18 protein-coding genes are annotated in these 20971 nt (G+C 65.2%); 11 read left to right on the top strand and 7 right to left on the bottom strand.

Annotated features, from left to right (window positions below; genetic code table 11):
* The first annotated feature begins 62 nt into the window (after positions 1-62).
* Positions 63-1451, top strand: a complete 1389-nt coding sequence (gene yjjJ / locus ACM14_RS17385) for a type II toxin-antitoxin system HipA family toxin YjjJ (protein ID WP_065346847.1) — start codon at positions 63-65, stop codon at positions 1449-1451.
* A gap of 200 nt (positions 1452-1651) precedes the next feature.
* Positions 1652-2299 (top strand): DUF924 family protein, encoded by a 648-nt coding sequence (locus tag ACM14_RS17380; RefSeq protein ID WP_065346846.1) that lies wholly within the window; start codon positions 1652-1654, stop codon positions 2297-2299.
* Between the two features lie 80 nt (positions 2300-2379).
* On the opposite strand, the gene ACM14_RS17375 is transcribed toward ACM14_RS17380, so the two are convergent.
* The 3 genes from ACM14_RS17375 to ACM14_RS17365 form a co-directional block, all read right to left on the bottom strand.
* A complete protein-coding gene (locus ACM14_RS17375; protein WP_012202833.1) occupies positions 2380-3528 on the bottom strand; it encodes an acyltransferase in 1149 nt (382 codons plus the stop codon).
* Positions 3529-4038: 510 nt separating this feature from the next.
* Positions 4039-4884 carry a tRNA-uridine aminocarboxypropyltransferase gene (locus ACM14_RS17370; protein ID WP_139093450.1) on the bottom strand — a complete coding sequence of 282 codons (846 nt, stop codon included), beginning with the start codon at positions 4882-4884 and terminating at the stop codon, positions 4039-4041.
* Between the two features lie 8 nt (positions 4885-4892).
* On the bottom strand, positions 4893-5504 hold the full coding sequence (locus tag ACM14_RS17365) for a class I SAM-dependent methyltransferase (RefSeq protein ID WP_013804555.1): 612 nt from the start codon (positions 5502-5504) through the stop codon (positions 4893-4895).
* A 367-nt stretch (positions 5505-5871) separates the two neighbouring features.
* Here ACM14_RS17365 and ACM14_RS30770 point away from each other — a divergent pair, with 367 nt between their 5' ends.
* Together ACM14_RS30770 and ACM14_RS17360 are read left to right on the top strand one after the other, a co-directional pair.
* Positions 5872-6513: a peptidoglycan recognition family protein gene (locus ACM14_RS30770; RefSeq protein WP_016452080.1), complete on the top strand. Its 642-nt coding sequence runs from the start codon at positions 5872-5874 to the stop codon at positions 6511-6513.
* A 32-nt stretch (positions 6514-6545) separates the two neighbouring features.
* A complete protein-coding gene (locus ACM14_RS17360) occupies positions 6546-6947 on the top strand; it encodes a hypothetical protein (RefSeq protein WP_016449868.1) in 402 nt (133 codons plus the stop codon).
* Between the two features lie 139 nt (positions 6948-7086).
* Here ACM14_RS17360 and ACM14_RS17355 read toward each other — a convergent pair whose 3' ends face one another.
* On the bottom strand, positions 7087-7473 hold the full coding sequence (locus tag ACM14_RS17355; RefSeq protein ID WP_047326371.1) for a VOC family protein: 387 nt from the start codon (positions 7471-7473) through the stop codon (positions 7087-7089).
* 139 nt (positions 7474-7612) lie between these two features.
* Between ACM14_RS17355 and sbcD the strand changes: the two genes are divergently transcribed.
* The 5 genes from sbcD to ACM14_RS17330 all read left to right on the top strand — a co-directional run bounded on the left by sbcD (position 7613) and on the right by ACM14_RS17330 (position 15025).
* Positions 7613-8890: an exonuclease subunit SbcD gene (sbcD, locus tag ACM14_RS17350; RefSeq protein WP_065346845.1), complete on the top strand. Its 1278-nt coding sequence runs from the start codon at positions 7613-7615 to the stop codon at positions 8888-8890.
* Positions 8887-12384: an AAA family ATPase gene (locus ACM14_RS32635; protein ID WP_065346844.1), complete on the top strand. Its 3498-nt coding sequence runs from the start codon at positions 8887-8889 to the stop codon at positions 12382-12384. Before sbcD ends, ACM14_RS32635 begins: the two co-directional genes overlap by 4 nt.
* 255 nt (positions 12385-12639) lie before the next feature.
* Entirely contained in the window at positions 12640-13248 is a 609-nt protein-coding gene (locus tag ACM14_RS17340) for a hypothetical protein (protein WP_065346843.1), read from the top strand.
* Positions 13249-13739: 491 nt separating this feature from the next.
* A complete protein-coding gene (locus ACM14_RS17335; RefSeq protein ID WP_368072936.1) occupies positions 13740-14594 on the top strand; it encodes a LysM peptidoglycan-binding domain-containing protein in 855 nt (284 codons plus the stop codon).
* Complete coding sequence (locus ACM14_RS17330; protein WP_065346841.1) at positions 14582-15025, top strand: lysozyme inhibitor LprI family protein; 444 nt, start codon at positions 14582-14584, stop codon at positions 15023-15025. Before ACM14_RS17335 ends, ACM14_RS17330 begins: the two co-directional genes overlap by 13 nt.
* A 37-nt stretch (positions 15026-15062) precedes the next feature.
* On the opposite strand, the gene ACM14_RS17325 is transcribed toward ACM14_RS17330, so the two are convergent.
* The 3 genes from ACM14_RS17325 to ACM14_RS17315 form a co-directional block, all read right to left on the bottom strand.
* Positions 15063-15521, bottom strand: a complete 459-nt coding sequence (locus tag ACM14_RS17325) for an RDD family protein (RefSeq protein WP_012202823.1) — start codon at positions 15519-15521, stop codon at positions 15063-15065.
* A 113-nt stretch (positions 15522-15634) separates the two neighbouring features.
* Positions 15635-16699, bottom strand: a complete 1065-nt coding sequence (locus tag ACM14_RS17320; RefSeq protein WP_065346840.1) for an asparaginase — start codon at positions 16697-16699, stop codon at positions 15635-15637.
* Between the two features lie 129 nt (positions 16700-16828).
* Positions 16829-17335: a glutathione peroxidase gene (locus tag ACM14_RS17315; RefSeq protein ID WP_013804566.1), complete on the bottom strand. Its 507-nt coding sequence runs from the start codon at positions 17333-17335 to the stop codon at positions 16829-16831.
* A 231-nt stretch (positions 17336-17566) separates the two neighbouring features.
* Here ACM14_RS17315 and ACM14_RS17310 point away from each other — a divergent pair, with 231 nt between their 5' ends.
* Together ACM14_RS17310 and ACM14_RS17305 are read left to right on the top strand one after the other, a co-directional pair.
* Positions 17567-18136: a bacterioferritin gene (locus ACM14_RS17310; RefSeq protein ID WP_013804567.1), complete on the top strand. Its 570-nt coding sequence runs from the start codon at positions 17567-17569 to the stop codon at positions 18134-18136.
* A gap of 164 nt (positions 18137-18300) precedes the next feature.
* Positions 18301-20826: a penicillin-binding protein 1A gene (locus ACM14_RS17305; RefSeq protein ID WP_065346839.1), complete on the top strand. Its 2526-nt coding sequence runs from the start codon at positions 18301-18303 to the stop codon at positions 20824-20826.
* Positions 20827-20971 lie beyond the last annotated feature (145 nt).

The following is a 20971-nucleotide window of genomic DNA, read 5'->3' as shown; positions in this document are numbered from 1 at the left end:
CATAAATCCTTGATTTTCAATAAATTAACCCCTTGTTTCATCCATTCATGAATTGATTCCCCATGCCCACTGAAGACCTCTCCCTGCAGGTGCTGGCAGCGCTGCGCCGCCAGGGCGGTGCGCTGGCGGCGCGCGAGTTGCAGCAGATGCTGGGCGTGAGCCAGCCCACGGTGTCGCGCGCGCTGGCACCGCTGATCCAGTCGGGCCAGGTGCGCAAGGTGGGGGCGGCGCGCACGCAGCGCTATGTGCTGCCGCGCCAGGTGGCGGGCGTGGGCGCCGAGGTGGCCATCATGCGCGTGGACACCGAAGGCCATGCATCGCCCTTCGGCCGCATGATCGCCCTGCACGGCGGCGGCTTCTGGGTGGATGAGGCCGACGGCCTCAGCGAGCAGCACGACGGCCTGCCCTGGTTCCTGGACGACATGCGGCCCCAGGGCTTCATCGGCCGCAGCTTTGCGCACAGCCACCCCGAACTGCAGCTGGGCGGCGACCCGCGCCAGTGGGGCGAGGACGATGTGCTGCGCGCCCTGGCCCGCTTTGGCGAAGACCTGCCGGGCAACCTCATCGTGGGCGAAGCCGCCTTCGAGCGCTTCCACTCCCTGCCCGCGCGCACGCTGCGCGCCGCCTCTGCGGCCGACTATCCGCGCCTGGCCATGCAGGCCATGCAGGGCACGCATCCGGGCTCGTCGGCGGGCGGCGAGCAGCCCAAGTTCTGCTGCATCACGGCCGGGCGCAGCGTCATCGTCAAGTTCTCCCCGGCAGGCAACGCGCCGGCCGAGCAGCGCATCCGCGACCTGCTGGTCTGCGAGCACCTGGCACTGCAGACCCTGGCCGAAGACGGCCTGCCCGCAGCGCGCACGCGGCTGTTCCTCGATGGCGGCCGCGCCTTCCTCGAATCGGAGCGGTTCGACCGCAGCCAGCCGGCGCCGGGCGATGTGCCAAGCGTTGTGCCGGGCGATATGCCCGTCTCACAGGCCCACCCGGGCAGCAACCCTGGACGCATCGGCATGGTGTCCCTGCAGGTGCTCAATGCCCAGTACGTGGGCGAGGTGGACAACTGGGCAGCCACGGCCAACCGCCTGGCCGCACGCGGCCTCATCACCGAGGCCGACGCGCGCAGCCTGCGCCTGCTCGAAGCCTACGGCCAGCTCATCGCCAACACCGACCGGCACTACGGCAACATCTCCTTCGTGCTGCCGCAGCCCCATGGCGACTGGGCGCTGTCGCCCACCTACGACATGCTGCCCATGCTCTACATGCCCATCAACGGCGAGATCGTGGAGCGCGACTTCGGCGCCCAGTCCCAGCGACCCACGGCCGCCACGCTGGCCGAATGGCCGCATGCCCAGGCGCTGGCACACCGCTTCTGGCAGACCGTGGCGCAGGATGCGCGCATCTCCGGGGAATTTCGCAGCATCGCTGCGCGAAATCTTGAATTCATGAGTGCCTGATTGACAGGCACCATCAATGAAATCCGAACACAAATCTGTGGATAACACCGGTAATTTCTCTTGAAAAACCTGTGCACATTCTATTGAAAAGCATTTGCACAAGCTGTGCTTTTTCTGCGCAAAACCTGCCATCCACAAGGGCAGTACGCCACCGCCTGCACAATCGAAGGCTTCCTCATCCGACAAGAGCCTGGCCACCGATGACAAGCATTGCCCCTTCTCACGCCGCAGACCCGCGCATCGCCGACGTGCTCAGCTACTGGCTGGGCTCCGCGCATCCCGACAACGCGGGCGCCCTGGCCTGCAAGAACCTGTGGTTCATCAAGTCCGATGCCACTGACGACCAGATCCGCGAGCGCTTCGGCGCCCTGGTCGAAGATGCACTGGCCGGCCAACTGGACGGCTGGGCCGGCACGGCGCTGGGGCGGCTGGCGCTGATCGTGTTGCTGGACCAGTTCACGCGCAACCTGTTCCGGGGCACGGCACGCAGCTTTGCAGGCGACCCGCAGGCGCTGCAACTGGCGCTGGACGGCATCGCCCTGGGCCATGACCGCCATGCCGACCTGCCAGCCGTGGCGCGCATCTTCTGCTACCTGCCGCTGGAGCATGCCGAAGACCTGGCCCTGCAGGACCGCAGCGTGGCTGCCTTCCAGGCCCTGGCCGACCAGGCCGGTGACGCTGGCGGCGAGGGCGTGCGCGAGTTCCTCGCCGGCACGCTGGACTACGCCCACCGGCACCGCGACGTCATCGTGCGCTACGGCCGCTTTCCGCACCGCAATGCCATCCTGGGGCGCACCAGCACGCCCGAGGAACTGCAGTACCTGTCCCAGCCCGGCTCAGGGTTCTGAGAGCGCAGCGGATCTCCTTCACCCACAAAAAAGGGAACGTGCCAACTTTCCCTTTTTTGCTTTCGGCGCGCTGCCGGCATTCAGGCCGGCTGCGCCTGCGGCTGGCGCTCGCCGCCCTTGCGCTCGCCATCGCGCATGCGCAGCGCCCAGCGCTCGATCGTGTAGAACGACAGCGCCGACAGCGCCACCGAGATCGCCAGGCCCAGCGCCACCACCACGGGCCACGAGAAGTCGGCGCGCAGATAGCGCACCACCGGGTAGTGCCAGAGGTAGACGCCATAGGACAGGCGGCCCAGCTTCACCAGCGTGGGCGACGACAGCATGTCGAAGACCAGGCCCGAGCCCTGGCTTGCCGCCACCAGCAGCACCACGGCGGCGCATTCCACCACGGTGATGCCCCAGACCATGGCGTCCTGGTTGTCCCATTGCAGCGCCATCAACAGCGGCACGGCCAGTGGCACCCACATGGCGTGGTGCATGCGCGCCTTCAGTGCAGCGATGAAGTCGGGCCGCTCGATCATCACCGCCGCCAGCAGCGCACCGGCGAACAGGCCCGAGGCACGGGTGTCGAAGCGAAAGAAGATCTCATAGAAGTGCTGGCCCTGGTCCACCCAGTACACGCGCCACAGCCAGCTCAGCGCCCACAGCAGGGCAATCGGGCGCCACAGACGGCCCGGCTTGGAAAAGCGCAGCAGCAGCACCAGCAGCGGCGGCCAGATCAGGTAGAAATGCTCCTCCACCGACAGCGACCACATGTGCAGCAGCGTGTCCGGGCTGTCGAAGAAGGCGATGCCGTAGTCGGCCAGATAGAGGATGGAGACCAGCGCATCGGTGTAGATGTCGTTCAGGTCCGGCCACAGAAAGGGCGCGAAGATGCAGTACGCGCCCAGGAACAGGGCCAGCGCCGGCATCAGGCGATAGAAGCGGCGGCGATAGAAGCGCCAGAAGCCGATGCGGCCTTCGGATTCGTTCTCCATCAGCAGCAGCGAGGTGATCAGATAGCCGCTGAGCACGAAGAACAGGTCCACCCCGAAGAATGCGCCATCGAACAAAGGCGCATGGGAGTGCGACAAGATCACCAACAGGATCGCCACGCCCCGCAGCCCGTCAAGGGCGGGGTTGTAGTGCAGTTTGAAATCCTTGACCACCAAAACCGGACACCTTTCCAACGCCGGGGCATACGCCCCGGGCCATGAACAAACCCCATGAAAAATGGAGCACGCGGACATGGCGCAGCCGTCCCCGGGAGGGTCGCAACGCATGGTCCAGCGCGATAAGAGAGACGGCACGCCCCAAGGTTCCCGGCGGATGCTGTGACCAGCAATCCGCGAGCCGCGGCTGCGGCGCACCTGGAGGATGCGGGCCGCCTCTACGGGCGGCCCTGCGTGCACGAACATGCCCTGCAGTGCAGGGCAATGGCTGATGAATTTCAGCGAAATCCGATTTTAGCCATCACCGCCTGCGGGCCAGGTTCGATGGACATTCGGCCTGGAGTCCTGGGTCACCCCGCCCCGCCGCCTGTCCACCTCTCATCGCACGCCGCGAGTATGGGCAGCGCACCGCGGCCGGAACGTAACAGGAAGTTGTCGCCGACGCTGCTGCGCCCGGCCTCACGTCGCCCTGCGCCGCCCTGTTGAGCCAATGGCGAACACAGGGCAAGGGGTGTTGGATGCGCCGTCAACAATTTGGAACAAAACGCCACCAATCCCAATGAACACCAGCTTCTTCCGCTATCGTTTTTAACAAGCAGGCGGACAAACGGAAGAGATCGCGTCCTGCAGACCACGGCGCGCGTCACTGTCTGTCTGCACCGGCTGCTGGTTCTTGGCCCGCAGATAGTGCTCGGTGAACAGCGCCAGGTAGCTCTCCAGCGCGCGGCCTGCGCGCCGGTCCCCGCCGTCGCCCGTCAGCTCCAGGCACAGGGCCGCCACCTCGCTGGTGCAGAAATGGTCTTCGCGCTGGGAGCGGCGCAGACGGTACTGCGAGACCTGGTCCGGGTGCAGGCTCAGCACCGGAAAGCGGTCCAGGTAAGGGCTCTTGCGGAACATCTTGCGCGCCTCGGGCCAGGTCGCGTCCAGCAGGATGAACAGCGGGCGCCGGCCTTGGTTCGGTTCGACCCCGGCTCGGGGCGCCGGCAGCGCATGCACCACGCGCTGCGGCGGCTCCACGAACTCGCCGGGAAACACCACATAGGGCTGCCACTGCGGATCATCGAGCAAGGCCAGCAGGCCCGCATCGGCCTCGGTGCGCGCCCAGCCGAAGGCATGCGTCTGCTCCACCACATCGGCGATCAGCCAACCCGTATTGCTGGGCTTGAGCGGCTCGGCATCGTGCATCAACAGGCAAAAGCCCGCCCGCGTCGGCAGCATGGGCCGCAGCGCGCAAAGGCAGTGCGAAGGCCGCAGCCGGCAACCCTCGCAGCGCTCGCCGCGCGGCCCGCCGCGTGACAGAAAGGGCCGCGTGCTGCGCGCCAGCCGCTGCGTGCGCAGCCGCGAGACCGCATGCGGCGCCACGCCGGAGTCCACGCCGCGCAGATAGGACAGAGGCACGCAGGCATCCTGCGCCGAAGCAGGCACAGCTGACATTTCCAGGCTCATCCCACGCTTTCCAGCTCGAACAGCGGCAGCTCGGCGCGGCGGCTCAGCCACACGCCGCCGCCCAGCTCCTTGAAATGCTCGGCCAGCCCGCGCCGGTACAGATCGGCCCGGTGGCGGAACAGGCGCGGATCGGTCAGATCCTCATCGATCACGCCGCGTTCGTAATCCTCGCGCGCCACCGCCTCCACATACAGACCGCCTCGGCTCAACCGCCCCAGATTGGCCAGCGCGCGCTTGAGATCCGGCGGGCTCAGATAGGGCAGCACGCCCTGGCAGATCACCAGATCGAAGGGCTCTGCAGGATCATGCGCCGCATAGTCCACCACCGAGCCGCGCTCCCAACCGAAGCGCCCGCACAGGTACTCGCTGAACTCCACGCCGTGGTAGCTGGCACCGGGGAAGTGGCGCTGCACCGCCTCGCGCCACAGACCGATGCCGCAGCCTACATCCAGCACGCGGCGCACGGGCACGCGCACATAACTCAGGTAGGAACAGACGAAAGCGCCCAGACGGTTCACATGCTCGGTATCGACCACGCTGGTCTTCTTGTCGAAGTAGTAGCGCTGGTAGTACGCCTCGTCGAACCACTGGTCACTTGCTGATTGCACGCATTCTCCTTGGGGGTGAGCGCCCGGCGGGCGCGTTCGGGCGGGAGTATGGCGCAGAGGGCAGTGGGTATGGGCACGCGTGTTTTTTGCCCCTGCCGGGTGATGCTTTTTCCGAGGCCGGGCCTGTCCAGTTGTCGACCAATTTCTTGATCGCCCGCATAAGCCAAGACAGTTGCTACTCCGTCAGACAGACTGATTTGCATATCAGATCACAACAACAGCCGCCCAAACATCTAAAAAATTGCGAGATATGACAAAAAGATCAGGATTGCATAATTTTACAAATTCAACCCACCCACTCAATACCCATCATGGCTAACATATCAACGGCAATTACGATATCCAGCAAAATACTAAATTAACATCCATGGGCCATCGGCAGGCCTACATCATCGGTACTAAAATGCTAATAATTGATAGAAATGGAATAGCAATCCACTCCCTTATAAAGCGAGCCATCGCACCCACCATTGAACGTGGTGAAATGAAGGAAATTCATGGCATCATTGTTCATCAAACTGGAGGATCGACAGCACAGTCTTCAATTGATAGTTACAAAAACCCATCAGCAAATGGAGCACATTTCCTGATAGAGAAAGATGGAACAATATATCAAACCGCTTCCCTTTACAAACAAACATGGCACATTGGCAAAATAAAAGCGCGTTGTTTACTGGAAAAGCGATGCACGCCAGTTGAATTAAAATCGTTACAACGCTTCAATCCAACCCAAGAGAACAAGCGCGAGATGCTTAAAAAGGTTCCAGCACGATTTCCGGCCAACCAAGACAGCATTGGCATTGAATTGGTAGGTGAAGCACTTCCTCGTGGCGGGAACATACCAGACGAAAAGAAAACTTATCAGGCCGTTACAAGCGAGCAGAATAATGCACTACAGTGGCTTATCGCGGAATTAACGCTGACACTAAGAATATCTATGAGCGAAGTTTTCAGGCACCCAGAAGTCTCTAGAAAAAATCCTACGGAAGCGATTTCAGCAAAATGGTGAGATCACTATTAACCTTACCCCTGCTAGTTGTTATGGCTAGCACCGCCTCCGCCGCCAATCAATGCACAAAAGGCTCAGAGTTCGAGCCGCCACTGTGCCCACTGATACTTCCCAAGATCAGCCAGATCACCATCCAGGAAAACGCGGCCAAATCGCCCGTCGAAAAAGACCCAGCGGTGAGTTGCGCCAACTTTGTCCTGACCATCTCCCAGGTGCGCCGTTATTTTCAACAGGCAAAAACCACCAACGAAAACGACGCACACTACACGCTAGACTGGTCGCCCTGCTATGCAAGCGGCGAAATCGCATTCAGCGATGGCAGCCGTGGAAGTTGGAGCATCAACCAGTTCCGGGGCGGTGCGCTGTTCCTGGAGGGCAGGGACAAGACGGTATTGCACTGCCCAAAATGCAAGTTCAAGCCATTTCAATGGTGATTATTCTGGCGTGGACCACGTTGGCCAACCGCAATAAAAAACGGCCGAGTGCAGCTATGGCACATCGGCTGTTTGCATTTTGGCGTTTCGACGTCAGGGCTCCAGCCCCGAAAAAACACCGTCCGGCACGGTCAGAAACTTAGGCCTTCGGCGGCCGATGCAACAGGCACAGCTTGTTGCCATCCAGATCCCGCACATAGGCCAGGTACAGCCGGCCACCGGGCGAAGCCTCGCGCCAGCCGGGCGGATCCTCGCAGGTCACGCCCCCGGCTGCCACGGCGGCGGCATGGGCCGCGTCGGCCTGCTCGGGCGACTGCGTCGCAAAGCCGATGGTCGCGCCATTGCCGTGGCAGGCAGACTCGCCGTTGATCGGTGTGGAAATGGCAAACGTGCCGCCCGCGCTGCGGTAGAAATAGCGGTTCTTGTTGGCCATGCCCGGCGCAATGCCGAGCGCTCCCAGGAATGCGTCGTAGAACTGCTTGGATTTTTCGAGGTCGTTGACCCCGACCATGACGTGGCTGAACATGCCTGTGTCTCCTTGGTTGATGCGAACCGGGATGTTAGCTGCGGCACGCCGTCCTGCTGTCACCCATGCGCGCCAGCGACCATACTGTCGCCCCCGCCACAGCCGGCGGACATTGCACCGATACCGCGATACCGAAACCATGCGCCTTCTTCACACTTCCGACTGGCACCTGGGCCAGCACTTCATGGGCAAGAGCCGCCAGGCCGAGCACGCTGCGCTCATCGACTGGCTGCTGGAGCAGGTTGATGCCCAGGCGGTGGATGCCGTGCTCATCGCGGGCGATATCTTCGACACCGGCGCGCCGCCCAGCTATGCGCGCGAGCTGTACAGCCAGTTGGTGGTGCGCCTGCATGCGGCGGGCGTGGCCCTGTTGCTGCTGGGCGGCAACCACGACTCCGTGGCCACGCTGGCAGAGAACCGCGAGCTGCTGGCCTGCCTGGACACCACCGTGGTTGCCGCCGTGGGCGAGACGGCCAGCCACGTGGTCGAGCTGCCGCTGCGGCGCCGGCCGGGGCAGCCGGCCGCGCCCGGCTGCATCGTCTGCGCCCTGCCCTTCATGCGCCCGCGCGATCTGGTGCTGAGCCAGCCCGGCCAAAGCGCCGAGCAAAAGCAGCAGGCGCTGCAGGCCGCCATCGAGTCCTGCTACCGCAGCGTGCACGACGCCGCCATGGCACGCCGTGACGCGCTGGCCGCCGCATCCGGCCAGCGCCTGCCCATCATCGCCACGGGCCATCTCACCACCGTGGGCGCCAGCAGCAGCGAGTCCGTGCGCGAGATCTACGTGGGATCGCTGGACGCCTTCCCCACCTCGGCCTTTCCGCCCGCCGACTACGTGGCGCTGGGCCACATCCACCAGCCGCAGAAAGTGGGCGGCCTGGAGCACATCCGCTACAGCGGCTCGCCCATTGCGCTGAGCTTTGACGAGGCCCGCCAGTCCAAGCAGATGCTGCTGGTGGACCTGGGCCCCGAAGGGCTGCAGGCCGTCACGCCGCTGCCCGTGCCCTGCTTTCAGCCCATGGCATCGGTGGCAGGCAGCCTGACCGCATTGACGGATCTGATGCGCGCCACCGCCCAGGCCGGCAGCCCTGCACGGCCCGTGTGGTTGGAGGTGGTGGTGGAGCAGGACGACTACCTGCCCCAGCTCACCGACCGCGTGCAGGCCCTGGCCGATGAGCTGCCCGTGGAACTGCTGCGCGTGCGGCGCCAGCGCGGCCGGGCGGTGGCCGGCATGGCCGCCGCCGCTGGCGAGTCGCTGCACGAGATCAGCCCCGCCGACGTCTTCGAGCGCCGCCTGGCGCTGGAAACACTGGAGCCCGGTCTGGCCCGGGCCCTTACCCGGCGCTACCAGGAAGTGGTGGCCGGGCTTGATGCGCCCCAGCCAGGCGCCGGCGAACACGGCGAGGAGGCCCGCGCATGAAGATCCTTACGCTGCGGCTCAAGAACCTCAACTCGCTCAAGGGCGAATGGCGCATCGACTTCACGCAGGCACCGTTCGCGGGCAACGGCCTGTTCGCCATCACCGGGGCCACAGGCGCGGGCAAGTCCACCCTGCTCGATGCCATCTGCCTGGCGCTGTACCACCAGACACCCAGGCTGAACAACATCTCGGCATCGGCCAACGACCTCATGACGCGCCACACGGCCGACTGCCTGGCCGAGGTCGAATTCGAGGTCAAGGGGCAGGTCTACCGCGCCTTCTGGAGCCAGCGCCGCGCACGCGACAGGCTCGATGGCGCACTGCAGGCGCCCAAGGTGGAACTGGCCCGTGGCGACGGCAGCATCCTCAGCAGCCAGACGCGCGACAAGCTGGAGCAGACCGCCGCCATCACCGGCCTGGACTTCGAGCGCTTCACCAAGTCCATGCTGCTGGCCCAGGGCGGCTTTGCGGCTTTTCTGCAAGCCAATGCCAATGAGCGCGCCGGCCTGCTGGAAGAGCTGACAGGCACCGAGATCTACGGCCTCATCTCGCAGAAAGTCTTCGAACGCGCCCGCGATGCGCGCCAGCGCCTGGACCAGCTCAAGGCCCAGGCCGATGGCGTGGAGTTGCTGACGCCCGAGGCGCGCGATGCCCTGCAGGCCCAGGCCGACAGCCTGGTGACGGAGCAGGCCACATTGCAGGCCGACTATCTGCGCACCCAGGCCCAGCACCAATGGCAGCAGCAACTGGCCCAGGCCACCCAGACACTGCAGGCCGCCCGCACCGGCTGCGCAGACGCCGCCCAGGCACTGGAGCAGGCCGCGCCCGAACTGGAAAGCCTGGCCCATGACGAGCCCGCGCAGGCGCTGCAGCCGCTGCACCAGACCTGGCAGCGCAACACCGCCGCCTGCGATGACAGCCGCCAGCAACTGCAGCAACTGCGCGAGCACGAACAGCAAACCCAGGCCCGGCTGCTGCTGCAGCACCGCCATGCCCAGGCCCTGTCCGCCCGCCTGGCCCAGGCCGCGCAAGACACCCTGGCCCGCCAGCAGGCCGAGCACCAAACGCTGGAACAGTTCTGCACCCACCATGCAGCCCATGCCCTGCTGGGCGAGCGCCTGGGCAGCTGGCGCCAGCAGTTCAAGCTGCGCGCCAGCCAGCAACAGCAAGCGGCCAGCCAGCAGCAGGCCCTGCGCAAGCTGGATGCCGAACAGGCCCGCATGGCGCAAAGCGCCGAAGCCGGCGCGGCCCAGGTCCAGGCCGCCACAGACGCCCAGGCCCGCGCCAGCGCCGCACTCCAGCACGCGCAGGACGAACAGGCGCAGCGCCTTCAAGGCAGCGGCGGCATGGCCGAGTTGCGCGCGCGCGAGCAGGCAGAGCAGGACCGCCTGCACCTGTGGCGCCAGGCAGAAACCCAGGCCGCGCAGCGCCGCGAACTTGCGCGCCAGCAACAGACACTGGCCCGGGAATTGCGCGAAGGCACAGCACTGGCGCAGCAGCAGACGGACACCTGGCAAGCACTGCGCACGCGCTACATAGACGTGCGAGAACAGGTCCGCGACAAGCAAAAACTGCTGGCCCAGGAGCAGCGCATCCAAAGCCTGTCCGAGCACCGCCACGCCCTGCAGCCCGGCCAGCCCTGCCCGCTGTGCGGCGCGCAAGAGCACCCGGCCGTGGCCGCCTACGAAGCGCTGGACGCTTCGGCCACCGAAGCCGCGCTGCGCCGCAAGCAGGATGAACTCGACGCCCTGCAAACCCAGGGCGAAACCGCCCGCGCCACGCTGGCCGCCACCACGGCCGCACAGGCTGCGCGCCAGCGCCAGGCCGACGAACTGGAACAAGACATCGCACGCTGGCACGGCACATGGAACGACACATGGCAGGGCCTCACGCAACCCCTGCAACTCGCGCCAGACAGTTGGCAACAGGCCGACACCCTCGCCGCATCGGCCCAGGCCTGCGCCCGCCAGCTGGACACGCTCAAGCGCGCCGTGCAGGCCGCCGAGCAGGGCGAGCAGGCCGTGCAACAGGCCAAGGACGCCGCCCAGCACAGCCGCCAGTCACTGCAGACCGCGCAAGGCCAGCTTGCGCTGCAGCAGCAGGCCCTGGCCGACCACAGCGCACGCCGCGAAGAACTGCAGCAATCCATCGCCGGCCTGCTGGCCGAAGCCCAGGCGCTGAACACGCAGTTGCAGGCTTCACTCGGCGAGGCCGGCCACACGGTGCCCGATGAGGCCCAGCCCTGGCTTGAAGCGCGCGAAGCCGAATGGCAGCACTGGCAACAGGCCCGGCACGACCTGCAGCAACTGGCCCAATCCATGGCCTTGCAGCGCAAGGAATGTGAGGCGGCCGAGGCCGATGCGCAGCGCTGGAAAAAACAGTGGGAAACACAGTGGGAGGCGCAGTGGGAGGTACAGAGAACGGCGCAGCACCATCCCGCCGATACGGCTGTGGCAGAGCCACCTTCCCTGCCCTTGCCGCCCGTGGAACAGCTGCCGCAGGCCCTGGCCGAATGCGCCAGCGACATCGCCGCTCTCACGCGCCAGCAGGATGCCCTGCAAGGCCAGCAGAAACAGGCCCAGGCCACGCTGGCCCGCCAGCGCGAGGAAGCGGCCCAGGCCGAATCCGTATGGCAGGCCGCCCTGGCCGCCAGCCCCTTTGCTGACGAGCCCGCCTTCCTGCAGGCCCTGCTGCCCGCACCCGAACGCCAGCGCCTGGCCGCGCTGCGCCAGCAACTGCAGGCGGCACAACAGCGCGCGGCCACCCTGCTGGAAGCCGCACAGCGCGAGCACGCGGATCTGCAGGCCCAGGCCCTGACCGACCTGGCACCCGAAGCCATCCAGGCCCTGCTGCAAACACTGCAGGAGCGCCATACGGCACTCAGCGAACAGCTGGGCGGCGCCCGCGCCCAGCTGGCCGACGACCAGCGCCGCCGCCAGGGTCAGCAGGCCCTGTTCGAGCACATCGCCGCCCAGGCCAGCGACAGCGACCTGTGGCAGCACCTGGACGGCCTCATCGGCTCGGCCAAGGGCGACAAATACCGGCGCTTCGCCCAGGGCCTCACCCTGGACCACCTGCTGCACCTGGCCAACCTCCACCTGGCGCGCCTGCACGGCCGCTACCTGCTGCGCCGCAAGCCCGAGGGCGAGCTGGAACTGGACATCGTCGACAGCTGGCAGGGCGACACCCCGCGCGACACGCGCACGCTGTCGGGGGGCGAAGCCTTCCTCGTCAGCCTGGCCCTGGCCCTGGCGCTGTCCGATCTGGTCAGCCACAAGACCTCCATCGACTCCCTGTTCCTCGACGAAGGCTTTGGCACGCTCGATGCCGACACGCTGGAGATCGCGCTCGACGCACTCGACCGGCTCAACGACAGCGGCAAGATGATCGGCATCATCAGCCACGTGGAGGCGCTCAAGGAGCGCATCGCCGTGCAGGTGCGGGTGGAGAAAGGCGGTGGCGTGGGGCATTCGAGGCTGGTGGTTTCTTCGTGATCCGAAGCGTTTCAAAATCTCTTAGGTTGTTGTTTTTAAAAGAATTTCGGTACGTTTCTGGTTTTTTGAGAAACGTACCGAAAAAGGCTCTTTCGATTTCTGCCGGTAAGTTGTTGCGTGCTACCGCTTCGCCCGACTCTGCTTGCGGGGCTGTGAGTCACTACAGAACTGTCACCAAACTGCCTCCCAACGCCTGCACCATCCTGCGGGCACGGCCTGCCTGGCCGCCGTTCACTCCTTTTCAAGGACCGTTCCATGCAAGTGCACTTTCCCAATCCCTTCGGCCTGGCCCTGCCCGACGCCCAGGCGGTGCGCGAGTACCAGGCTGCGCAAGGCTTCTCCGACGCCTACGCGCAGTTCCTGATCACTCAGAACGGCCTGGACTTCGACCGGCTCGAAGCGGCGCCCGACCGCGAGGACTACCTGCAGGCCGACGACGAGACCGGCGACAACCACGCCTGGCTGCGCACCCTGCACCACTTCCGCGCAGGCTCGGAGCACTGCGACGTGGAGGACCACCAGCGCGAGAACCTGTTTGCCGCGCACTTCATGGTCATTGGCCATGACCCCGGCGGCAACCCCTTCGTGGAAGTGCTGCACGGCGCCTTCAAGGGCCGCATCGGCAGCCTGGACCATGAACTGTTTGCAGGCTGCGAGGACCTGGAGCAGTTCCTCGAAGAAATGGAACTGAGTGGCTTTGCCGCCGCCAGCGTGGACGAGCAGACCGACATGCTTTGCGACGAAGACCAGGGCCTGATCTGGTTCCACGCCAGCAGCATGGACAGCTTCGTGCAGCAATGCGTGTTCTGCGACGAGGACGGCTCGGGCTTCGTGGTGGACGAGCCGGGGTTGGAAGAGGATTGAGCCACGGGGAGCGGACGGGTGCTGCCCGGCGCTACCAACTCGAAATAGCGCGGCAGCCAGCATGCACACACCGATGGTCAACTGATTGAGTAGCAGTTCGCTGATCTGAGCCTCAATAGCACCCGGCGCCTTCCACCAAAGCCATCAGCATCGCTGCGGCTTGGTCTTGACCCAACTGAACTCTGCTGGGCGGCCGTACTCCTGGTCCAAGGTCTGCACGCAGACTCTCACTTCGTGCCGCTCCTGTCTTCAGGCATCACCAAAGACCCCCATCGACCGAGCCGCAGAACAAGGCATGGACGCTGGAATGCGGGTCTCTTGGCAGGACCGCAGCAACAGCACAGTTGACGGCCACGGCCTGCGCTTCGTATACCAACCGATGCAACGGTGGAAGTTCATCTTTACTCGAAAGACCTTTGCTTGCCGCCGGACTCAAAGGATCAATAAAACCAGCAGATCAATATGTATTTAATTGAAACAACAACCAGATCATGAGCAGCTATAGCTCCACCCGCAGCATATCGCCGCGGATTGCAATGAAGGGCCTCAACTCCTGTATGCCAGAATACCGGACACCAACCGGGAAACTCTTAGGCAGGACTTATATGGCGACTCAAGCACCTCAAAAAATGGATTTTGAGCAATGGAAAGAAGGCATTACGAAAGCTGTCGGTGACCCAAAGTGGAACGCCTGGGACTGTGACATTCAAATGGCAGTCAACGAGTACAACCGCCATCTTTCCAGTACAGCAGGATACGTGTCCCTCGACTGGCAACTCATCAAGGCTATGCTATGGGTTGAAACTGGCGCCAATAACTCACAATGGAACTCCAAGCCCATGCAAATCGGTGTCACGGGAGATCCTGGGCTGTCATCATTTCTGTCGAATGACGAAGGCAGCGACCTGATTCTGCCGCCCGCCTGGAAGGGCCGTCTGACCACGGGATCTGTTCGCTCCATACCCACGCACAATATTCATGCAGGCATTGGCTATCTGCTCATGCGCATGGCCAATTTCGAGTTCCAGGCTGTGCCTGCTTCAGATCCGAAGATGTACGAAGTCACAGTCAAACGCGGTGACAGCCTGGAAAAGATTGCAAAGGCGCAGGGCAGCACCCCAGAGACACTCAAGAGACTCAACCCCAAAGCGGCCACGCTACAGCCGGGGCAGGTTTTGAGGTACCAGAAGGCGTCCGTCCAGCGCGTCATTACAGGCTGGCGCTCCATTTCCGCCAACATGGTGGCGCAACGCTACAACGGCGGCGGCGATCCCAACTACGCACGTAAACTCAACCACACCCTATCGCTGGTTCGCAGCGCAAAGGCGGTCGCATGCGCACAATAAAGCTGACAATCCTGGCACTGGCAGCCTGCATTCCTCTGTGGAGCCTCGCCACGGAAATCATTTCTCAACCCGATGAACGCGCCTTGCGCGAGGAATGCAGTGCCCACTCCCAGGCCGGAATGCGAGACTGCCTGGCGCGCAGGCTCGCAGACAGCCACAAGGCCCTGAAGCAGGCCGAGGAACAGGCAGCCAGCGCACTGGGGCAATGGGATGAGGATGCCAAATATGCCGCACAGGCCAAGGCCAGGCTGTCCGCCTCCGGCAAGGAATTCACGCAGTACCGCGATGCCCAATGCAGCTGGCTTGCTTCTCTGGCTGGCGGCGCAGCCGGCAACGCGACGGAGATCAGGCGCCTGTCCTGTGCTGCAGCACTGAACTTCGGGCGAGCCGCGCAGCTGCGCGACGCCACATCCGAGCTGCCGTTGAAATAGCACGGAGCGCCCGATGCGGGCGCGCCTGAGGTGCGTGTCAGCGGAACTTCACCGGCTGCACGCCCCGGTGCTTAGGCCTGACCACCACGGTGCCCGCAATCTTGTCGTGCCAGCCCTGCTTGCGCGGGTCAAAGGCCACCCAGATCAGCCCCAGGCACAGCGGGATGATGGACACGAAGTAGGCCAGGTAGCGAATGATGGCCTGCCGTGTGCTCATGTCCGCGCCGGTCTGCGCGTCCACGATCCTGGCGGCGATGAGCATCTTGCCCGGCGTGGCCTGTTTCTTGATCCAGAAGATGACGACGGCAATGGCAGGCAGCACCCAGGAGATGACGAAATCGGCCGGGCCGTGCAGCAGTTTTTCGGACTCCAGGTATTCCCAGCCATAGATGGAGATCAGGGCCGGAAGCATGAGCACGAGCAGGATCACGGTGTCGATCAGCGCGGCGCCGGTGCGGGCCCAGAAGCCCACGTATTCGAGATCGTCATCCTGCATGGTGCGCCCTGGTTGGCATATGAGGCTGCCAGTGTGCCACCTCGGTGCCCCGTCAGAAATGCCGCGCAAGGCCAGGGCCTGCGCGGCAGGGTTGCGGCGGCCTGTCGGTCGAACTATCGATCAAATACCGCCTGCAGGTCCTTCTGCCCCGTCACGCCGGACTGCAGCGCCAGCATCAGCAGGATCCGCGCCTTGGGCGCGCGCAGATCGTCGGCCATGACGGCGCCGGCCTCGAACGAGGTCTTGCCGCCGCCCTCGAAGCCGTAGCTGGGCATGACGCGGCCGTTGTGCACGCGCGTGCTGACGACCACGGGCACGTTCTTGCCGATGGCGTACTTGGCGGCATCGAGCATGGCGATGTTCATGTTGCCCATGCCCAGGGCGTCGATGACGATGCCCTTGACGCCACGGTCCACCGCCTGGCGCACGGCCTGGCCGTTGGCGCCGCCGTACATGGGAAAGATCTCCACCTCGGGCATGGTCTGCGCCTGGATGGGCAGGTGCTGGCGGCGCGCGGGGGCGGAGGCGAAGTTCACGCGGTCCGGGTAGACCTCGCCCAGAAAGCCGAATTCACCCGAGCGGAAGGTCTCCACGTTGGCCGTGTGTGTCTTGGTGACGTAGCGCGCGGCGTTGATCTGGTTGTTCATGGCCAGCATGGCGCCCTTGTCGCGCGCCTTGGGGTCCACGGCGATGCGCACGGCGTTGAGCAGGTTGCGCGGCCCGTCGAAGTCGGACACCGAGGCATTGCGCTGCGCGCCTATGAGCACGATGGGCTTGGACGACTGCACGGTCAGGTCCAGCCAGAAGGCGGTTTCCTCCAGCGTGTCCGTGCCGTGCGAGACGATGGCGCCAGCCACCTCAGGGCGGGCCAGCGCGGCCTGTACGGCCTGGGTGAGCTGCACCCAGCGGGCCGGGTCCATGTAGTCGGAGGGCACGTTGGACAGGTTGTTGACCTGGATGCGCGCGTACTTGCCCACGTCGGGCACGGTGGCCAGCAGGTCGTCGCCCGAGATCGCGGGCACGGGCGCGTTCTTGACCGGGTCGATCTTCATGGCGATGGTGCCGCCCGTGGCGATGAACTGGACCACGGGCTTTTCCTGGGCGGCGGCGCTGGTAGCAATCATGGGCAATGTGCAGGCAGTGAGCAGGGCGAGGGCGGTGCGGCGGAAGGCTTTCACGGGTGTTGTCTCCTTGTTGTGATGTCAAGGAGCATGCTAACCATGGCGTGCGGCCGGCCCGCGCTGCCGGCCCTGCGTGAAACCCTGATGGACAGGCGCGATCAGCGCACATCAACGCGCATCAACGCATCAAAGCGCCAGCGCGGCCTCGATGTCCGTGGACAGCTTGGCCGGCGCATCCTGCGGCGCATAGCGGCGGATGACCTGGCCGTCGCGGCCAACGAGGAATTTGGTGAAGTTCCACTTGATGGCCTTGGTGCCGAGCACGCCCGGCGCCTCGGCCGTGAGCCAGCGGTACAGCGGGTGGGCGTTGGCGCCGTTGACGTCGATCTTGCCCATGAGCGGAAAGCGCACGCCAAAGTTCAGGTCGCAGAAGCTGGCAATTTCCGATTCGCTGCCCTTTTCCTGGGAACCGAACTGGTTGCACGGAAAGCCCAGCACCACCAAGCCGCGCTCGCCGTACTGCTCATGCAGCGCCTGCAGGCCGGCGTACTGCGGCGTGAAGCCGCAGGCGCTGGCGGTGTTGACGATGAGCAGCACCTTGCCGCGGTAGTCCGACAGGGGGACGGCCTGGCCCGTGATGGAGGTGGCCTCGAAGTCGTAGGCCGAGCGGGGCGCGGCGGCGGTGTCATTCATGCGGGTGCTCCTGGAGTGGAGCGCCCATGGTAGCGCCGGGACACCCAGGGGCGCGCTGGCCGGGCATGGGGATGCGGACTTGTCTCACAGACAGCAGGCGGCCAAAAACTTACCTTGGAAGGCAACAGGCGGGCACATCGGCCCGCCTGGTCCCGTTTCGCTGGCAGGTGTTTACAAGCCGCATAGGCGCATGCCTGCCGTAGTTTCCGTCCCACGATGAAGAGACCACGTATGAACCCCAACAGCACCCCCACGAAGCAAGCCAAATCCAACGCCGGCAACGGCCATCTGGCGCTGGACCCCAAGGCCCTGGAGGCCGCCAAGCACAGCCTGGACGATGGCGCCGTGACCCCGCACTTCGGGCCCTGGCGCGAGGACATCATCAAGCTGCTCAATGACTCGCTGGCCACCGAGCTGGTGTGCGTGATGCGCTACAAGCGCCACCACTTCACCGCCGTGGGCCTGGCTTCGCCCGCCATTGCCGACGAGTTTCTGGTCCATGCCAACGAGGAAATGGCCCACGCCGACAAGCTGGCCCAGCGCATCGTGCAGTTGGGCGGCGAGCCCGACTTCAACCCCCAGACGCTGACCCAGCGCAGCCATGCCGACTACAACGGCGAGATGGACCTGAAGGCCATGATCCGCACCAACCTGATCGCCGAGCGCGTGGCCATCGAGGCCTACAGCCAGATGATCGACCTGATCGGCGACAAGGACCCGACCACGCGCCGGCTGATCGAATCCATCCTGGAGCAGGAGCAGGAGCATGCGGACGAGCTGTCCGACTGGCTGGAGAAATAAGCACTTCCCGCCAGTACCCGCCAGCCCGACAATACCGGGGCTTGGCCCATAGGCAAGGCACCCCGCGCGAGCGGGGTGCCGTTTTTTTGGGCATTCTCTCGGCTTCGCGGAAATGGTCCCGCCCTATCGGCCCTGATGTCCTGTCATCAGGGCCGTCTTGCAATATGCGCTTTTCTTTCAATGACTTGAAGCTGCCCGACGCTGTGCTCGCAGCCTGGCAAAGGCTGCTGGCCAGCCGCATCGGCCAGCGCGTGGCGGCCCTGCCCTGGTGGCACCGCTGGCCCACGCGGCGTGAATGGCTGCTGTTCGCCGCCGCGCTGCCGCTGCTGTTCGCGCTCTATGTGCTGGCCCTGATCCCGTTCACGCCCGGCATCCGCGACATACGCAAGGCCAAGCTGGAGCAGCCCGCCCAGATCATGAGCGCGGATGGCAAGCAGCTCGCGCAGTTCAAGCGCAGCAACCGGCAGTGGGTGAAGCTCGACGAGATGTCGCCCTCGGTGATCAAGGCGCTGATCGCCACGGAGGACCACCGCTTCTACGAGCACCACGGCATGGACTGGCGGCGCACGCTGGGCTCGGTGGTGCACACGCTGCGTGGCGATCCGCAGGGCGGCTCCACCCTCACCCAGCAGCTCGCACGCAATCTGTACCCGACCGAAATCGGCCGCGCGCCCACGCTCAACCGCAAGCTCAAGGAGGCGATCACGGCCTTCAAGATCGAGGCGCTCTACACCAAGGACGAGATCCTCGAAACCTATCTGAATACCGTCCCCTTCCTCTACAACGCCTTCGGCATAGAGATGGCGGCGCGCACCTATTTCGACAAACCGGCCGCGCGGCTGACGGTGCTGGAAAGCGCCACGCTGGTGGGCATGCTCAAGGGCACGAGCTACTACAACCCGGTGCTCAACCCCGACCGCGCGCTGTACCGCCGCAACACGGTGCTGTCGCAAATGGTCAAGCGCGGCGTGCTGCAGGAGGCCGAGTTCGCCCAGCTCAAGAAGCGCCCCATGCGCATCAATTTCGAGCGCCAGGAAGAGCCCCTGGGCATGGCGCCCCACTTCGCGCAGCAGCTGCGCAAGTGGCTGATCGACTGGGCCGACCGCAACGACTACAACATCTACACCGACGGCCTGGTGGTGCACACCACCATCGACTCGCGCCTGCAGAACTGGGCCAACCAGGCCGTGGCGCGCCAGACGCGCACGCTGCAGGGCGTGGCCAACGGCGCCTGGAGCCAGCGCGACGGCTGGAATGCCGCCAACCCGCTGGTGCAACAGCTGGTGCGAGAGACCCCCGCCTGGCGCGCGGCGCGCAAACGCGCGGACGGCCAAGGCAAGGACAAGGCAACGGACAAGGACAGCGAGGAAGACACCCTCAAGGCCCTGCTGGCCGACAAGGCCTTCATGAAGCAGCTGCGCGAGGACAAGACCCGCGTGCAGGCAGGCTTTGTGGCGCTGAACCCGGCCACCTCCGAAGTGCTGGCCTGGGTGGGCAGCCGCGACTTCACGCAGGACGCCTACGACCATGTGCAGCAGGCACGGCGACAGCCCGGATCGACCTTCAAGCCCTTTGTCTATGGCGCCGCGCTGCAGCAGGGCGCCACCCCCGACGACAAGCGCGTGGACGGCCCCGTGGAAATCAAGCTGCCCGGCGGCGAAGTCTGGCGCCCCACCGACGCCACGCCACCCTCGGGCCGCGAGATGACGCTGCGCGACGCCCTGGCCTATTCCAAGAACACCATCACCGCCGAAGTCATGCAGTCCGTGGGCCCCGCCCGCGTGGCGCGCCTGGCGCGCGCCCTGGGTGTGCGCCAAAGCCCGCTGGACGAAGTACCCGCCCTGGCCCTGGGCAGCAGCCCGGTGTCGCTTCTGGAAATGGTCAACGCCTATGCCAGCCTGGCCCACGGTGGCCGCTGGCTGCCGCCCATGATGGTCACGCGCATCGAGGACGCCGAGGGCAAAGTCATTGCCGAATTCAGCCCGCCCAAGCCCGAGCGCGCGCTGGACGAAGACCACGCCTACGCCCTGGTGGACATGCTGCGCGCCGTGGTGGACAAAGGCACGGCCGTGGCCGTGCGCCAGCGCTACGGCATCCACGCAGACGTGGCCGGCAAGACCGGCACCACCCAGGGCAATGCCGACGGCTGGTTCATCCTCATGCACCCGGAAATCGTCACCGGCGCCTGGGCAGGCTTCAACGACCCGCGCATCACCCTGCGCAGCGACCGCTGGGGCCAGGGCTCGCGCAGCGCCCTGCCCATGGTGGGAGACTTCATGTCCCGCGCCCTGCGCAGCCCCGTCATCGACGCCAAGGCCCGCTTCGAGCCGCCCGAACAAAGCCACTGGTGGTCCGACATGGTCGGCCGCCTGCGCGAACGCATGCAGGACTGGTGGCCTGACCAGCCGCCGCCCGCACAGCCCGGCCAACCCACCACCCCGGAGCCAGCACCGGCTCCAGAACCCGCACCCGAGCCCACGGAGCCACCCGGCCCGGGCCTGTCACCCGGCGAGGAAATCATAGAAAGCACCCCCGCCCTGCCCGCACCCAGCATCCCACTCACCCAGGGCACGCTGGGCCCCACGGACCAGCGCGCAGTGCAGGAAGCCCCCCTCGCCACACCCGCCCTGCCCGGCGGCGAAGACGCCCCCGCAGGCACCGGCGTGGTGATCACGCCGATCCAGCCCTGACCCGGTTGGCTGTTGGCTGTTGGCTGTTGGCTGTTGGCTGTTGGCTGTTGGCTGTTGGCTGTTGGCTGTTCCCCAGCCTCCCCCCTTCTGCCCACGCCTGCGTTGGGCGGGATGCGGGGTGGCAGCCCTGCCGAAGGACAGGGCT

The organism is Delftia sp. JD2 (assembly GCF_001682645.1).
Lineage (GTDB): Bacteria > Pseudomonadota > Gammaproteobacteria > Burkholderiales > Burkholderiaceae_C > Comamonas > Comamonas acidovorans.
Note: the sequence above shows the minus strand (reverse complement) of the source record. Positions and strands in the feature narration are given on the sequence as shown.

Coding starts and splice junctions, on each gene's coding strand:
- ACM14_RS17305 (WP_065346839.1), top strand. CDS start 18,301: ATGCGCTTTTCTTTCAATGACTTGAAGCTGCCCGACGCTGTGCTCGCA.
- ACM14_RS17340 (WP_065346843.1), top strand. CDS start 12,640: ATGCAAGTGCACTTTCCCAATCCCTTCGGCCTGGCCCTGCCCGACGCC.
- ACM14_RS17325 (WP_012202823.1), bottom strand. CDS start 15,521: ATGCAGGATGACGATCTCGAATACGTGGGCTTCTGGGCCCGCACCGGC.
- ACM14_RS17310 (WP_013804567.1), top strand. CDS start 17,567: ATGAACCCCAACAGCACCCCCACGAAGCAAGCCAAATCCAACGCCGGC.
- ACM14_RS17380 (WP_065346846.1), top strand. CDS start 1,652: ATGACAAGCATTGCCCCTTCTCACGCCGCAGACCCGCGCATCGCCGAC.
- ACM14_RS17315 (WP_013804566.1), bottom strand. CDS start 17,335: ATGAATGACACCGCCGCCGCGCCCCGCTCGGCCTACGACTTCGAGGCC.
- ACM14_RS32635 (WP_065346844.1), top strand. CDS start 8,887: ATGAAGATCCTTACGCTGCGGCTCAAGAACCTCAACTCGCTCAAGGGC.
- ACM14_RS17355 (WP_047326371.1), bottom strand. CDS start 7,473: ATGTTCAGCCACGTCATGGTCGGGGTCAACGACCTCGAAAAATCCAAG.
- ACM14_RS17370 (WP_139093450.1), bottom strand. CDS start 4,884: ATGTCAGCTGTGCCTGCTTCGGCGCAGGATGCCTGCGTGCCTCTGTCC.
- ACM14_RS17375 (WP_012202833.1), bottom strand. CDS start 3,528: ATGTCCGCGTGCTCCATTTTTCATGGGGTTTGTTCATGGCCCGGGGCG.
- yjjJ (WP_065346847.1), top strand. CDS start 63: ATGCCCACTGAAGACCTCTCCCTGCAGGTGCTGGCAGCGCTGCGCCGC.
- ACM14_RS17335 (WP_368072936.1), top strand. CDS start 13,740: ATGAGCAGCTATAGCTCCACCCGCAGCATATCGCCGCGGATTGCAATG.
- ACM14_RS30770 (WP_016452080.1), top strand. CDS start 5,872: ATGGGCCATCGGCAGGCCTACATCATCGGTACTAAAATGCTAATAATT.
- ACM14_RS17360 (WP_016449868.1), top strand. CDS start 6,546: ATGGCTAGCACCGCCTCCGCCGCCAATCAATGCACAAAAGGCTCAGAG.
- ACM14_RS17330 (WP_065346841.1), top strand. CDS start 14,582: ATGCGCACAATAAAGCTGACAATCCTGGCACTGGCAGCCTGCATTCCT.
- sbcD (WP_065346845.1), top strand. CDS start 7,613: ATGCGCCTTCTTCACACTTCCGACTGGCACCTGGGCCAGCACTTCATG.